At 64.8% G+C, this 13843-nt stretch carries 16 protein-coding genes and 1 other RNA gene; 8 read left to right on the top strand and 9 right to left on the bottom strand.

The annotated features are described in order from the left end of the window. Positions 1-12: 12 nt before the first annotated feature. Positions 13-1008, top strand: coding sequence for an LLM class flavin-dependent oxidoreductase (locus tag MUU56_RS16270; RefSeq protein ID WP_244768332.1), 996 nt, complete (start codon positions 13-15; stop codon positions 1006-1008). A gap of 161 nt (positions 1009-1169) precedes the next feature. Here MUU56_RS16270 and MUU56_RS16265 read toward each other — a convergent pair whose 3' ends face one another. The 3 genes from MUU56_RS16265 to MUU56_RS16255 all read right to left on the bottom strand — a co-directional run bounded on the left by MUU56_RS16265 (position 1170) and on the right by MUU56_RS16255 (position 3432). Then, positions 1170-1916 carry a YebC/PmpR family DNA-binding transcriptional regulator gene (locus MUU56_RS16265; protein ID WP_244768331.1) on the bottom strand — a complete coding sequence of 249 codons (747 nt, stop codon included), beginning with the start codon at positions 1914-1916 and terminating at the stop codon, positions 1170-1172. Between the two features lie 169 nt (positions 1917-2085). Further along, a complete protein-coding gene (locus MUU56_RS16260; protein WP_244768330.1) occupies positions 2086-2580 on the bottom strand; it encodes a hypothetical protein in 495 nt (164 codons plus the stop codon). Between the two features lie 15 nt (positions 2581-2595). Beyond that, a complete protein-coding gene (locus tag MUU56_RS16255) occupies positions 2596-3432 on the bottom strand; it encodes an MBL fold metallo-hydrolase (protein ID WP_244768329.1) in 837 nt (278 codons plus the stop codon). 166 nt (positions 3433-3598) lie between these two features. On the opposite strand from MUU56_RS16255, the gene MUU56_RS16250 reads away from it, so the two are divergent. After that, a complete protein-coding gene (locus MUU56_RS16250) occupies positions 3599-4135 on the top strand; it encodes a pyridoxamine 5'-phosphate oxidase family protein (protein WP_244768328.1) in 537 nt (178 codons plus the stop codon). Between the two features lie 97 nt (positions 4136-4232). Here the strand turns inward: MUU56_RS16250 and MUU56_RS16245 are convergent, their stop codons facing one another. Further along, positions 4233-5057, bottom strand: a complete 825-nt coding sequence (locus tag MUU56_RS16245; RefSeq protein WP_244768327.1) for a TIGR00282 family metallophosphoesterase — start codon at positions 5055-5057, stop codon at positions 4233-4235. A gap of 9 nt (positions 5058-5066) precedes the next feature. Next, a complete protein-coding gene (locus MUU56_RS16240; RefSeq protein ID WP_244768326.1) occupies positions 5067-5651 on the bottom strand; it encodes a 5-formyltetrahydrofolate cyclo-ligase in 585 nt (194 codons plus the stop codon). Positions 5652-5870: 219 nt separating this feature from the next. Between MUU56_RS16240 and MUU56_RS16235 the strand changes: the two genes are divergently transcribed. Further along, positions 5871-6092, top strand: a complete 222-nt coding sequence (locus MUU56_RS16235; RefSeq protein WP_244768325.1) for a LuxR C-terminal-related transcriptional regulator — start codon at positions 5871-5873, stop codon at positions 6090-6092. Positions 6093-6096: 4 nt separating this feature from the next. Here the strand turns inward: MUU56_RS16235 and MUU56_RS16230 are convergent, their stop codons facing one another. Next, a complete protein-coding gene (locus MUU56_RS16230; RefSeq protein ID WP_244768324.1) occupies positions 6097-7083 on the bottom strand; it encodes a sugar-binding transcriptional regulator in 987 nt (328 codons plus the stop codon). 289 nt (positions 7084-7372) lie between these two features. Here MUU56_RS16230 and tal point away from each other — a divergent pair, with 289 nt between their 5' ends. Beyond that, the gene (gene tal, locus MUU56_RS16225) at positions 7373-8335 is read left to right on the top strand and encodes a transaldolase (protein ID WP_244768323.1); all 963 of its coding nucleotides are present in this window, start codon (positions 7373-7375) and stop codon (positions 8333-8335) included. A gap of 217 nt (positions 8336-8552) precedes the next feature. Continuing rightward, positions 8553-8897, top strand: a complete 345-nt coding sequence (locus MUU56_RS16220; RefSeq protein ID WP_244768322.1) for a hypothetical protein — start codon at positions 8553-8555, stop codon at positions 8895-8897. 109 nt (positions 8898-9006) lie between these two features. On the opposite strand, the gene ssrS is transcribed toward MUU56_RS16220, so the two are convergent. The 3 genes from ssrS to MUU56_RS16205 all read right to left on the bottom strand — a co-directional run bounded on the left by ssrS (position 9007) and on the right by MUU56_RS16205 (position 9883). Beyond that, positions 9007-9165: non-coding RNA, 6S RNA (gene ssrS / locus MUU56_RS16215), on the bottom strand. Positions 9166-9215: 50 nt separating this feature from the next. Continuing rightward, positions 9216-9587 (bottom strand): cell division protein ZapA, encoded by a 372-nt coding sequence (locus MUU56_RS16210; RefSeq protein WP_244768321.1) that lies wholly within the window; start codon positions 9585-9587, stop codon positions 9216-9218. A 23-nt stretch (positions 9588-9610) separates the two neighbouring features. Then, positions 9611-9883 (bottom strand): DUF4164 domain-containing protein, encoded by a 273-nt coding sequence (locus MUU56_RS16205; RefSeq protein ID WP_037408596.1) that lies wholly within the window; start codon positions 9881-9883, stop codon positions 9611-9613. 329 nt (positions 9884-10212) lie between these two features. On the opposite strand from MUU56_RS16205, the gene tkt reads away from it, so the two are divergent. The 3 genes from tkt to MUU56_RS16190 all read left to right on the top strand — a co-directional run bounded on the left by tkt (position 10213) and on the right by MUU56_RS16190 (position 13837). Next, positions 10213-12195 carry a transketolase gene (tkt, locus tag MUU56_RS16200; protein WP_244768320.1) on the top strand — a complete coding sequence of 661 codons (1983 nt, stop codon included), beginning with the start codon at positions 10213-10215 and terminating at the stop codon, positions 12193-12195. A gap of 65 nt (positions 12196-12260) precedes the next feature. After that, positions 12261-13262 carry a type I glyceraldehyde-3-phosphate dehydrogenase gene (gap, locus tag MUU56_RS16195; RefSeq protein WP_244768319.1) on the top strand — a complete coding sequence of 334 codons (1002 nt, stop codon included), beginning with the start codon at positions 12261-12263 and terminating at the stop codon, positions 13260-13262. Positions 13263-13273: 11 nt separating this feature from the next. Continuing rightward, positions 13274-13837: a putative glycolipid-binding domain-containing protein gene (locus MUU56_RS16190; protein WP_244768318.1), complete on the top strand. Its 564-nt coding sequence runs from the start codon at positions 13274-13276 to the stop codon at positions 13835-13837. Positions 13838-13843 lie beyond the last annotated feature (6 nt).

Here is a 13843-nt window from a genome sequence, read left to right as displayed (position 1 = left end):
GAGGCCGCGGCCATGGTGCCCTTCTCCATCCTCGATCTTTCCCCGATCATCGAAGGCGGCACCGTCGCCCAGTCGCTCGAGAACTCCCGGCGCCTCGCGCAGGAAGCCGAAGCGCACGGCTACAAGCGCTTCTGGCTCGCCGAGCACCACGGCATGCGCGGCATCGCCAGCGCCGCCACGTCTCTGGTCATCCAGCACGTCGCCGCAGGCACGGAAAAGATCCGCGTCGGCTCCGGCGGCATCATGCTGCCGAACCATTCACCACTCGTCATCGCCGAACAGTTCGGCACGCTCGCCGCGCTCTTTCCGGATCGCATCGATCTCGGCCTCGGCCGTGCGCCCGGCACCGACATGCGCACCGCGCAGGCGCTCCGCCGCAACCTCGACAGCGCCGCCAACAACTTCCCGCAGGACGTCGTCGAGCTGATGCAGCTGATGGGGCCGGCAAGCCCCGGGCAGAAGGTCGTCGCCATCCCCGGCGCGGACAGCAACGTGCCGGTCTGGCTGCTCGGCTCCAGCCATTATTCGGCGCATCTTGCCGGCATGCTGGGCCTGCCCTTCGCCTTCGCCTCGCATTTCGCGCCGGACATGCTGCTGACGGCACTCGAAATCTACCGCGAGCGCTTCGAGCCCTCGCAGCATCTCGACAAGCCGCATGTCATGGTCGGCGTGATGGGCGCGGCCGCCGATACGGACGCGGAGGCCGATTATCTCTTCACGTCCATGCAGCAATCCTTCGTGCGCCTGCGCCGCGGCACGCCCGGCGCCTTCCCGGCGCCGGTCGACGACATGGATCCTCACTGGAGCGAGAACGAGCGCATCAATGTCGAGCATACCCTGCAATATGCCGTCGTCGGCGGACCGGAAAAGATCCGGCGCCGCATCGCCGATTTCCTGGCGCTGACCGGGGCGGACGAACTGATCGTGTCGATGCCGGTCCACGACATGGAGGCGCGGCTGAAATCGGTGCGGCTCTTCGCCGAGGCGCGGGAGGCGCTGGCGGCATAAAAAAAGCCGAGACCTTCCAGCCTCGGCTTTCCTGAATGGCGTTCGCGCTCTCCAGCCTCTCCGTCGTCATGGTCGGGCCTGACCCGACCATCCATGCTGTACCCCGCGGCAGTGGATCCTCGGGGCAAGCCCGAGGATGACGGAGAGGACAGGCGGACCGATCAAGCCGAAAGCTTGGCCATCACCTCGTCGGAGACCTCGAAGTTCGAATAGACGTTCTGCACGTCGTCGTCGTCTTCCAGCGTGTCGATGAGCTTCATCAGCGACTGCGCCTTCTCCTCGTCGACCGGCACGGTGTTCTGCGCCTTCCAGATCGCCTTGACCGTCTCGGCTTCGCCGAGCTTGTCTTCCAGCGTCTTGGAGACCTCGCCGATATCCTCGAAGCCGCAGATGATCGTGTGGCTGTCCTCGTCGGTCGTCACGTCCTCGGCGCCGGCCTCGATGGCAGCTTCCATGACGGTGTCCGCGTCACCGGCCGACAGCTTGTAGGTGATCTCGCCGACGCGGTCGAAGGAGAAGGAGACCGAGCCGGTTTCGCCGAGCGCGCCGCCGGCCTTGGAGAAGGTCGAACGGACGGAGGAGGCGGTGCGGTTGCGGTTGTCGGTCAGCGCCTCGACGATGACGGCGACGCCGCCCGGGCCGTAACCCTCGTAGCGGACTTCCTCGTAGTTCTCGCTGTCTGCGCCGGACGCCTTCTTGATGGCGCGCTCGATATTGTCCTTCGGCATGGACTGCGCCTTGGCGTTCTGGATCGCCAGGCGCAGGCGGGCGTTCATCGCCGGGTCGGGCAGGCCCGTCTTTGCCGCGACCGTGATTTCACGGGCGAGCTTGGAGAACATTTTCGACCGCACGGCGTCCTGCCGACCCTTGCGGTGCATGATATTCTTGAACTGTGAATGGCCAGCCATGGCACCCCTGTCTCATCTGTTCGGCGCCCGTTTCTTTGGTCGCCGGCTGTGTGCGGAGCGTGTCGCCGCGGTAAAGCGTCGCCCTGCCGCCCCGATTTTCGGAATGCCGCCTTATAATTTCATTGCCGCCGCACGTCCAGCAGTCCGGCGAACAAAGCGACGGCCGGTTTCAGTCGGCGCGCAGGCGGGCACGGCTCAAGAGGAAGGAATGGCCGTCATTGCGCTCGCAGGTCAGCCCCGTGCGCTCCGAATAGCAGGTGAAGGGGCCGGCCGACCAGGTTTCTCCATAGGGTATGGTCCTGTCGCCACCGCAGCATCCCTGGTCGCCGACATTGGTGCGCACCACCGCCTTGCCGCTCCGCCCAAGCGTCGCGCGCACATATTTCGGCTCCACCCTATCGCAGGAGAGTTCCGGGCCGCCATCGGCCGGCTGGTAGGTCTCCGTGCCGCCCTCGGGAATGTAGATGCAGCCGATATTGCCGGACGGCATGACAAAACTCTGCGCCACGCCGAAGGTGCGTGTGGGCAGCTTTTCCACCGGCTGGGTCACGATCTCCCGCGGCTGGCCCGACTCCGCACCGGGACCGCCCGGCGTCGGCGCGCTGCTTGCGAAGGCAAGGGCGGAGGAGAGCAGGACGGCGGGCATGGCAAGAAGGAAACGCATGAAAAACTCCGGGCATCAGACGCCGGAGAGAATATGAATCGTCGGCCGTTTGGGCAAGTTGCGGATCGACACGGTGACCGTCGCATCGTCATCGGTCACAGCATCGAAGCCCTCGCCGAACATGGAGAGGAACTGGCTGATCGGCGGCCCGCGGCGGTGCATCGGCAGGATCAGCGCCGAGCGCAGGCGCTGCACGACGCGGCTCATGCTCTCCGCGCCCATGGTCAGCCCGCCATCCACCGGCACCATCAACACGTCGAGCCTGCCGATCTCGGCATATTGCTTCTCCGTCAGCTCATGATGCAGGTGGCCGAGATGGCCGATGCACAGGCCCGCCACCTCGAAGATGAAGATGGAATTGCCGTTCGGCTCCATCGCCCCGCCCCAGCCGCGGATATCGGTCGGCACGTTGCGGATATAGGTGTCGCCGACGACGACATCATGGTCCGCGCCCTTCTCCGAACCGTCCTGCCAGCCGTGCAGCACATATTCGATGCCCGGCTCCGGGTTCGTCGTGTAGTGGCTGGAATGCGCCTTGTTCATCGTCACCACGGTCGGCAGCGCCGGCGGTTTGTACCAGCCGTTATAGTCCGTCGCGATCTTCACGCCGCCCGGCGTCTCGATGAAGAAGGTCGAATGGCCGACATAGGTGATGCGCACCTCCTCGTTCGCCTTCGCCTGAACCCGTAAGGCGGCGCTTGCCGAGAAACTGGCGAAGGTGACGGCGGGAAGCGAGCGCGCGATCATCTGGCACTGGCTGACCGGCGTTTCGGCCTGCGCGAGCGAAGACCGCGGAGCGGCGAAGACCGCAAGGACGGCAAGGATCAACGGAATGAGCAGGAGATGCGGCATGGGCGGCTCCGTTCATTGGTCGGCGCGACTATGCGCCCGCGGGGCCGACGGGTCGAGATTGTGCGGCGGGCCGGCCGATCACAATCCGTTGAGCGCTTGTTGAGCGGAACCTTGCCCGCCGCCTCACGTTCCCCGTCCATCAATCCAACGATTGCGAGGAGCAACCATGTCCAACCTCACCCAGGCACGCGAAAACCCGAAGGAGCAGCTTTTCGACGAGATCGACAGGATCCATGCCGGCATGCTCGGCGTCGACGGAAGCCATATGCACATGCAGCCGATGGCCCCGCAGCTCGACCGCCAGACCGCCACCATCTGGTTCTTCACCAAGACCGATGCGGAGATCGTCGAGGCGATTTCACCGGGCGCCCGCGCCCATTTCTGCGTGGTCGGCAAGGACCATGACTATCACGCCTGCCTTGCGGGCCGCATCTCCGTGCGCAAGGATCCGATCAAGGTCGACGAATACTGGAGCTCCATCGTCGAAGCCTGGTTCGACCATGGCAAGGACGACCCGAAGCTCACCATGCTGGCGCTGGAGATCGAGGACGCGGAAGTGTGGGCCTCGACGGGCAGCAAGCTGAAATTCGGCTGGGAGATCGCCAAGGCCAACTTCAACCCGGACGAGGAGCCGGATGTCGGCGTGAAGGCGCACCTGACCTTCACCGACGGCTCGGCCGATCACCTGCGCCACATGATCTGAGGTCAGAGCGTTTCCGCTTTTCCGGCGAAAACACTCAACCTTTTGTTTTGCCGTAATTCCGGACGCAAAACCGCTTCGCACTTTTGCTGGAATTTCTCTAGGTCCAGAAATCCGGCAGGGTTTCGGCAAGGCGCGGGCCGAGGCGAAGCGGCGCGATCTTTTCGGCAAGGCCGGTGCGGTCGGAGATATCGACCGCCAGGCCGCAGATCGTCGCCGGCCCGGAGGCCGCCTCGAAGCGGCCTTTCGGCATTTTCGAGATGAAGCGGTTGAGCGGCTCCTCCTTCTCCATGCCGAGGGAGGAATCGTAGTCGCCGCACATTCCGGCATCCGACATGTAGCCGGTGCCGCCGTTGAGGATCTGGCAATCGGCGGTCGGCACATGGGTGTGCGTGCCCACGACGACGCTGGCGCGGCCATCGACGAAATGGCCGAAGCACTGCTTCTCGCTGGTCGCCTCCGCGTGGAAATCGAAGATCACCGCATCGGCCTGCTCGCCGAGCGGGCAGGAGGCGAGGATCGTCTCGCCCGCAGTGAAGGGGTCGTCGAGTTCCGGATGCATGAACACCCGGCCCATGATGTTGGCGACGAGCACGCGCGCGCCGTTCCGCGCGATGAAGAGATTGGCACCGCGGCCGGGCGTGCCGGCGGGATAGTTGGCGGGGCGCAGGAACTGGTCGTGCCGGCTGGCGAAGGTCACGGCCTCCTTCTGGTCCCAGACGTGGTTGCCGGTCGTCACGACGTCCGCACCGGCATTGATCGTCTCAAGGAAGATGTCTTCCGTGATGCCGAAGCCGCCGGCCGCGTTTTCCCCGTTGACGACGACGAAATCCAGCTTGAGATCGCTGATCAGCCCCGGCAGGCGCTGCCAGACGGCGGTCCGCCCGGTCTTGCCCACCATGTCGCCGAGAAAGAGAAAACGCATCGAAGAACCTTATGAAACCTGTTGGAACAAACGAAGGCCGCTTTCGGTGAGGATCGCGTCCAGCGCGACGTCGTGCGGCTCCGCGGGTACTGATGCCACTTCCTGGCAATCGAAAGCAATGCCGATCAGCCTCGGCACACGGCCTTTTGCCTTGAGGCGATCGATCGCCCGGTCATAGTGGCCGGCGCCGTAGCCGATGCGGTGGCCTGCCCGGTCGAAGGCGGAGAGCGGCACGAGGAGGATATCGGGATCGAGCACCGCCGCGTCCGGCCCCGGCCCGGTCGTGCCGAAGCCGGTCTTGATCACCGGCGCGCCGACCGCCAGTTCTCGGAAGATGATCGTCTCACGGTCGAGCACGACGGGAAGGCAAAGCCGCGCCCCGCGCGTGCGAAGATGCGCCATCAGCGGGCGGATATCGGCCTCCGAACGGATCGGCCAGAAACCCGAAATCACCGCGCCAGGCGCAAATGCGATGCGGTCGCCCGCAAGCTCCACCATGGCAAGGCTGCCCTCGATACGCGCCTCGGGCGCCATGGCATCGCGCAGCGCCAGCCGCTCGTTGCGGATCGCCGCCTTCTGTTCCTTCGGTGTCACTGTCGTCTCCAGCCTTGCTGCGCGTGGCTTACCAGCTAGCAGCGCCGGAAGGCAAATCCCCATCCCGGTTGCGACGGCGGGACGTCGCAGAAGCCGACTGGCACGCGGGAAAGGCGGCTGTGCCACATCGGGACAAGGCGGCGAAAAGCCGGGCCGGCCCGTTAAGCATTGGGACAGCTTGTGCTTTCGGCGGCAGGCTGCAGCGTTTAAGCGGGGCGCATGTCCTCGGAAAATGATCTTTCCCCCCTCCCCGAGCTGACCGAGATCGAAAAGCGGTGCCTAGAACTTGCCGCCAACGGCAGGACGCCGGCCGATATCGTGCTCGAAACCGACATCGCCATGACGCGCGTGACGGACGCCATGCGCAGCGCCATCGAAAAGCTCGGCGCCCGCAACATCACCGGCGCAATCACCCGCGCCGTCCGCCTCAGGCTGATCTAGGGGCCTATGCGGCGGCGGAAGCCTCCGCCAGCCGCAGCATGGCGAGCGCCGCCCCCTCGTCGGTGATCAGCGTGTTGCAGCCGACCCGGCGGATGGTGGCGCGGATCGCCGGCGCGCGATGCGCGCCGCCCGAGACGAGCACGATATGACGCGCCTTGCTGACCGTGTCGAGGTCGATGGACATGACCCGGTGGCGGATCGGATGATCGATCGTATGGCCCTCGGCGTCGAGGAAATTGCACATCGTATCGCAGACGCAGCCGGCCGCGATCAGCTCCTCCAGCTCGTGGCGGGCGATGAAATCGCGCGAGAGCGAGCTGGAGCGCGGGCCGATGTCGCCGCAGCTGACGACGGCGATATCCATGTTCTCCGCCAGTTCGAACAGCGTCTTCAGGCCGCATTTCTCGATAAGGCTGCGCTTGGTCTCCCGCGAATCGACGAGCAGCGGCGCCAGGAACAGGTAGCACTCCGCGCCGAGCTGGCTCGCCAGCCGCCAGGTGTATTCGATCGGGTTGATATGGTGCGCCTCGACGACACCGCCGAGCAGCGAGACGACCTTCACCCGCTCGCGCCGCGCCGGGCGGAAGCTGGCGAGCGAGGCGGTGAGCGTGCGTCCCCAGCCGACGCCGATCGTGCAATCGTCCGGGATCGCCTCGGTGAGGAACTGGCCGAGCGCGAGGCCCACGCCCTTGGCGGTCGTCTCGGCGCTGTCGGCCGCCGGCACCACCACGGCTTCGTCGAGCCCATAGGCCTTCTCCAGCCGCACGGCGAGCTCGACGCAATCGGCGACACCCTCGTTGATCCAGATCTGCACCTCGGAGCGCTTCAGCGCCTCGTCCAGCATGCGGATGACCGTGGTGCGGCTGACGCCGATCTTCTCCGCCACGTCCTTCTGGGTGAGGCCTTGGTTGTAGTAGAGCCAAGCCGCCCGCAGGCGCAGTGCCGCCGATTCCGAATAGGCCGTGTGTGTGTCGCGCCGGAGCCTTGCCACGTCGCCTCCATCTTTCTCTGCAATGTTCGATCGCACCATAACACAGGAAACAAAAAATGCGACATATGTTCAAGAGATTGGTCAAAAGTGCTTGACTTTTCCCCGCGGAAGCGATGATAGTCCGCGTCATATCGGCTGGCGGCATTCCGTCGGCGGATTGGTTGTGCCAGCCCGCACGGCGACCGAAACAGGAAGCACGGTCGCCGCGCGCGCTATCACAGGAACATGGAGGAGGGCCCGAGCGTTTCAGCGCCCGGCGGCCCAGCAACAACCATTCGGGATTTCGGATATGACGTCCAAGCTTGAACAACTTCGTGCGATGACGACCGTCGTGGCAGACACCGGCGACATCGAAGCCGTGCGCCGCCTGAAGCCGGTCGATTGCACCACCAACCCCACGATCGTCCTGAAGGCACTCGGCACGCCGATGTTCGCCGACACCGTCACGGAAGCCATCCGCTGGGGCCAGTCGCAGGGCGGCAACCGCGAGGGCGTCGTCTCGGCCGTGGCCGACCGCCTTGCCATCTCCGTCGGCGCGGCGCTTGCCGAACTCGTGCCCGGCCGCGTCTCGACCGAAGTCGACGCCGACCTCTCCTTCGACACCGAAGCCTCCATCGCCAAGGGCCGCGAGATCATCAAGGCCTATGAGGCGCGCGGCATCACCCGCGACCGCATCCTCATCAAGCTCGCCTCCACCTGGGAAGGCATCCGCGCCGCGGAAGTCCTACAGAAGGACGGCATCGACTGCAACCTGACGCTGCTCTTCAACAAGGCCCAGGCCATCGCCTGCTCCGATGCCGGCGTCTTCCTCATCTCGCCCTTCGTCGGCCGCATCCTCGACTGGCACGTCAAGGCCAGCGGCAAGACCTTCACGGCGGAAGAGGATCCGGGCGTGCTCTCCGTCCGCGCCATCTACGACTACTACAAGTCGAACGGCATCGACACGATCGTCATGGGCGCCTCCTTCCGCAACACCGGCGAGATCGAAGCCCTTGCCGGCTGCGACCGCCTGACGATCAGCCCGGCACTGCTCGAAGAGCTCGACGCCGCCGAAGGCACGCTGGAGCGCAAGCTCTCGCCGGAAAAGGTCGCCAGGGTCTCGCCGATCAAGATCGACGAGAAGGCCTTCCGCTGGATGCTGAACGAAGACGCCATGGCAACCGAAAAGCTCTCCGAAGGCATCCGCGCCTTCGCCAAGGACCTCGGGAGCCTGCGCGCCATGATCGACAAGGAACTGAAGGCGGCTGCTTGAGGCCTGTCAAGAAGCACTGCCCTTCCGTCATGAAGGCCGCCCTCGGGGCGGCCTTTCTTTTGTGCCTTAACCATAGATCGACAAACACCCTGGAGGGACTCGCGAAGCCACCGTCACACGCCTAGATTACACCGAGGCGAGACGAGGAAAGGACTTGGGCATGCGGCGTTTTCTGGTGGCGGCAGCCTTATTCTGCATATCGGGATTTGCCGCGCCTGTGGCCGCCGAAGACGCCTTCCACGGCGAGTGGCAGCAGATCGCCTCGAATGCGGGTGAATGCCCGAGCTGCCGCATCACCATCCGCCAAACCGGCGCCTCCCTCCAGATCATCGCCAACAACGACTGGACGGCGCTTGCGGAGACCGGCGATCGTGACACCGCAAGCGGTGCCGGATTCTGGAAACGGGGAACGCGGAAGGCCTATTCCGGAAAGACGTTCAACATCCGCATGCGCCTGAACACGGACGACGAGCTTCTGATGAAGATGAGGATCGAGCCGATCCAGGGGAAAAGCCGCACAATCCAGGGCGTGTTCAAGCGCATCGAACGGCTGGCAATCTAAAGCGCGCCGCGATCTTTCAGATTCGCTCCTTGCGCTTTAGCTCCCTGTTTTTTCGCATGTCGTTGCCGCAAAACCGCTGCGCACTTTTGCGCGACATGCTTTAGAACAAGCACGATCCGCGACGACCGATGGAGAGTTACGATCCTGGGTGCCTACAAACGTAGGTGGGCACCGTGTGACCAAGCCCACGGGCCGGGTCAGGGACAGCTCCCTTTGGATCGAGTATGGCCCCAGGGATTGTGGTTCCTGTCGGGAAGCGCAGATCGCATCCGATATATAGGCGCAAACCGGCGTCTTCGCCAGTGGCAATTCTGCCGCTCAGTTGACCGGCGGCTTGCCGGACAGTTTCGCCGCCATGCCCTGGATCTGGCTGGTCAGCTCGCCGAGCGCCTGGGCGATCGCATCCTCGTTGCGGGAAACCTCGCTCATCACGCCTTCGCGGCCCTTGCGCAGGTCCTCGGTCTCCGCCTCCAGCTTGGTCAGCCGGCGCCTGACGTCGTTGAGCTCGTCCATGACCATGATGCCGGCCATGACGGTCAGGCGCAGGTCGCCGATCTCGCCGAACTGGCTCTTCAGGTGCCCAACATATTGATCGAAGCCGGAGGCGAGCTCTTCGAGATGCGCCTCCTGGCCCTCTTCGCAGGCCATGCGATAGGCCTTGCCATCGATCTGTACGGTTACCTGTGCCATGCGGATTTTCCTGATTGCGGGGACTAGCGGTCGAGCACGGCCCGGATGGTTTCCATGGCCGTGACGAGCCGCCGGGAGACCTCGCGGTTGACCTCCTCCAGGCGATTTGCACGGAATTCGGACTGGTCGAGCTCCTGGGCGAGCCGCGAGCGGTCGGCATTCACCCGACGCACCTCGCCTTCGACCTCGCCATGGTCGCGCTCGCGGTCGAAGCGCATGTCGAGCGCATTGTCGAGGCTGAGTATCGCCCTGCGAAGCTCCTCGATCGCCGCCCTGACTGTTTCCCCGTTCGTCATAAAGCCTTCACCGGCACTCTCAAAAAACGCGAATCGCCGCCGCCAGCGCCGGTTCTCTTGCGTTGACAGTATTCAACTGCGGGCCCGAGCGTCAACAGCGCGGCCGTGCACGCGGGAAAGCCCCTGTGGATCAGCGTTCCCGCAAGGAGCGCAAGCCCTCTCCCGCACCCTTTCGAAAACGCTAAAAAAGCCGGCGGAATCGGCCTTCAAAGGCCGGAAAAACCGCCGAATTCGTTGACTCCGACGGTGCACCTGCTATGTGTCACCCCGCTTCCTAACCGATGCCCGAAAGGGCAGCGGCCCTGAACCCCGAAGAATACGGAACAGTCATGATCTCTCGCGAAAAACACGACCGGATGGCGAACGCAATTCGCTTCCTTTCCATGGATGCCGTGGAAAAGGCGAACTCGGGTCACCCCGGCCTGCCCATGGGCGCAGCAGACATCGCAACGGTTCTTTTCACCCGCTTCCTCTCCTTCGATCCGAAGACGCCGTCCTGGCCGAACCGCGACCGCTTCGTGCTGTCGGCCGGCCACGGCTCGATGCTCCTCTATTCGCTCCTGTACTTGACGGGCTACGAGGACATCACGATCGACGAGATCAAGAACTTCCGCCAGCTCGGCGCCAGGACCGCCGGCCACCCGGAATACGGCCATGCCGCCGGCATCGAGACGACCACCGGTCCGCTCGGCCAGGGCATCGCCAACGCCGTCGGCATGGCGCTCGCCGAACGCAAGCTGCGCGACGAGTTCGGTTCCGACCTCATCGAACACTACACCTACGTTCTCGCGGGTGACGGCTGCCTCATGGAGGGGATCAGCCAGGAAGCAATCTCACTCGCCGGCCACCTGAAGCTCAACAAGCTGATCGTGTTCTGGGACGACAACAACATCTCCATCGACGGCCCGATCTCGATCGCCGACTCGACCGACCAGCACGCCCGCTTCCGCGCCTCGAACTGGAACACGATCGCCGTCGACGGCCATGATCCGGATGCGATCGCCGCGGCGATCGAAGTGGCGCAGAAGTCCGACAAGCCGACCATGATCGCCTGCAAGACGACGATCGGCTGGGGCGCCCCGAACAAGGCCGGCACGCACAAGGTGCACGGTTCGCCGCTCGGCGCGGAAGAGATCGCCGCCACCCGCAAGGCGCTGAACTGGGAATCGGAAGCCTTCGTCGTGCCCTCCGACGTGCTCGACGCCTGGCGTCTCGCGGGCCTCCGCTCGGCCAAGGCCCACAAGGAATGGGAATCGCGCCTCGAAAAGACCGAAGCCGAGAAGAAGGCCCAGTTCGTCCGCCGCTTCGCCGGCGACCTCGAAAGCGGTCTCGATTCGGCCATCTCCGCCTACAAGAAGAAACTCGCCGAGACCAAGCCGAACCCGGCGACCCGCAAGGCCTCCGAAGACGCGCTTGAGGTCATCAACGGCGTGCTGCAGGAAACCATCGGCGGCTCGGCCGACCTCACCGGCTCGAACAACACCAAGACGAGCCAGACCAAGTCGATCACCCCGACGGACTTCTCCGGCCGCTACATCCACTACGGCGTGCGCGAGCACGGCATGGCGGCTGCGATGAACGGCATGGCGCTGCATGGCGGTCTCATCCCCTATTCCGGCGGCTTCCTGATCTTCTCCGACTATTGCCGTCCGTCGATCCGCCTCGCCGCGCTGATGGGCATCCGCGTCATCCATGTCCTGACGCACGATTCCATCGGCCTCGGTGAAGACGGCCCGACGCACCAGCCGGTCGAGCACATGGCGGCGCTGCGCGCCATCCCGAACCTGCTCGTCTTCCGCCCGGCCGACGCCACGGAAACGGCGGAATGCTGGCAGCTGGCGCTGGAAAGCCACAACCGCCCCTCGGCCATCGCGCTGACCCGGCAGAACCTGATGCCGGTGCGCCTTGAATACGAGGAAGAGAATCTTTGCGCCCGCGGTGCCTATGATCTCGTCTCGGCGAGCGATGCCCAGGTGACGCTCTTCGCCTCCGGCTCGGAAATCGAGATTGCGGTCAAGGCGCAGCAGGCGCTGTCGGCCAAGGGCATTTCGACCCGTGTCGTCTCCGTGCCCTGCGTCGAGCTCTTCGCCGAGCAGCCGGAAGCCTACCAGCAGGCGGTCATCGGCAATTCGCCGGTCAAGATCGCCGTCGAGGCCGGCATCCGCCAGGGCTGGGACCACTTCATCGGCTCGGACGGCGTGTTCATCGGCATGTCCTCCTTCGGCGCGTCCGGCCCCTACAAGGACCTCTACAAGCACTTCGGCATCACGCCGGAGGCCGTCGTCGCCGCCGCGGAAGCCAAGCTCGCCTGAGTGCGTAAGGCGCGGCCTGCCGCGCCCTGCCCCGCCAAACGTTTATTGATAGGGAGAAACCCGAAATGACTGTGAAAGTTGCCATCAACGGCTTTGGCCGCATCGGCCGCAACGTTCTGCGCGCGATCGTCGAATCCGGCCGCACCGACATCGAGGTCGTCGCCGTCAACGATCTCGGCCCGGTCGAGACCAACGCGCATCTCGTTCGCTACGATTCCGTGCACGGCAAGTTCCCCGGCACCGTCACCGTTTCCGGCGACACGATCGACGTCGGCCGCGGCCCGATCCGCGTCACCGCCATCCGCGACCCCAAGGAACTGCCCTGGGGCGACGTCGATATCGCGCTGGAATGCACCGGCCTGTTCACGACGAAGGAAAAGGCCGGCGCGCATCTCGCCAACGGCTCCAAGCGCGTCATCGTGTCGGCCCCGTGCGACAATGCCGACAAGACCATCGTCTACGGCGTCAACCACAACACGTTGACCAAGGACGACCGCGTCATCTCCAACGCCTCGTGCACGACGAACTGCCTCGCGCCGGTCGCCTACGTGCTCGACAAGGCCTTCGGCATCGAGAAGGGCTACATGACGACGGTCCACTCCTACACGGGTGACCAGCCGACCCTCGACACCATGCACAAGGACCTCTACCGCGCCCGCGCGGCGGCCCTGTCGATGATCCCGACCTCCACCGGCGCCGCCAAGGCCGTCGGCCTCGTGCTGCCGCAGCTGAAGGGCAAGCTCGACGGTTCGGCCATCCGCGTGCCGACCCCGAACGTCTCGGTCGTCGACCTGAAGTTCGTGCCGAAGCGCAACGTCACCGCCGAGGAAGTCAATGCCGCCATCAAGGAAGCCGCCGAAGGCGAGCTGAAGGGCATCCTCGACTACGTCACCGGCCCGCTGGTCTCGATCGACTTCAACCACGACAGCCACTCCTCGAACTTCGCCGCCGACCAGACCAAGGTCCTCGACGGCAACCTCGTGCGCATCCTTTCCTGGTACGACAACGAGTGGGGCTTCTCGAACCGCATGTCCGACACGGCCGTTGCCCTCGGCAAGCTGATCTAAGGACGCCAAACATGTTCCCGCCCCTTGTCCTCAAGACGGTCCGCTGGCGTCCGTTGGAGGGCGAGGGGCTGGAACACCTGACCGTGCGCGCCGTCGATGGCGGCCTTCGGGCCGAAAGCACCGTGATCGGCGACCACGGCAACCGGCCCTTCGGCGTTCGCTACCGCATCGATCTCGATACCGCCTGGCGCGTCCGCGCTTTCTTCGTCGAAGACATGGCCGGCCGGCGCATCGCGATGACATCGGATGGCGAAGGCCGCTGGAGCGGAGAGGACGGAAAACCCCTTCCCGCCTTCGATGGCTGCATGGACATCGATCTCGCCGGCTCGCCCTTCACCAACACGTTGCCGATCCGGCGGCTGGGTCTTTCCGTCGAACAGGGGAAGACGACGCTGGCCATGGTCTACGTCCCGTTCGATACGTTCATGCCCTTCGTGGACGGCCAGCACTATACCTGCCTCGCGCCGGCAAGCCGTTACCTCTATGAAGCGGCGGATCGCACATTCAGCGCGGAGCTTCCGGTCGATGCCGACGGCTTCGTGACCGACTACCCCACCCTATTTACAAGACTTTGACGGGAG

It is taken from the genome of Shinella yambaruensis (assembly GCF_022899355.1).
Taxonomy (GTDB): Bacteria; Pseudomonadota; Alphaproteobacteria; order Rhizobiales; family Rhizobiaceae; genus Shinella; species Shinella yambaruensis.
The sequence above is the reverse complement of the archived record's forward strand: the minus strand, read 5'-3'. Positions and strand labels throughout refer to the sequence as shown.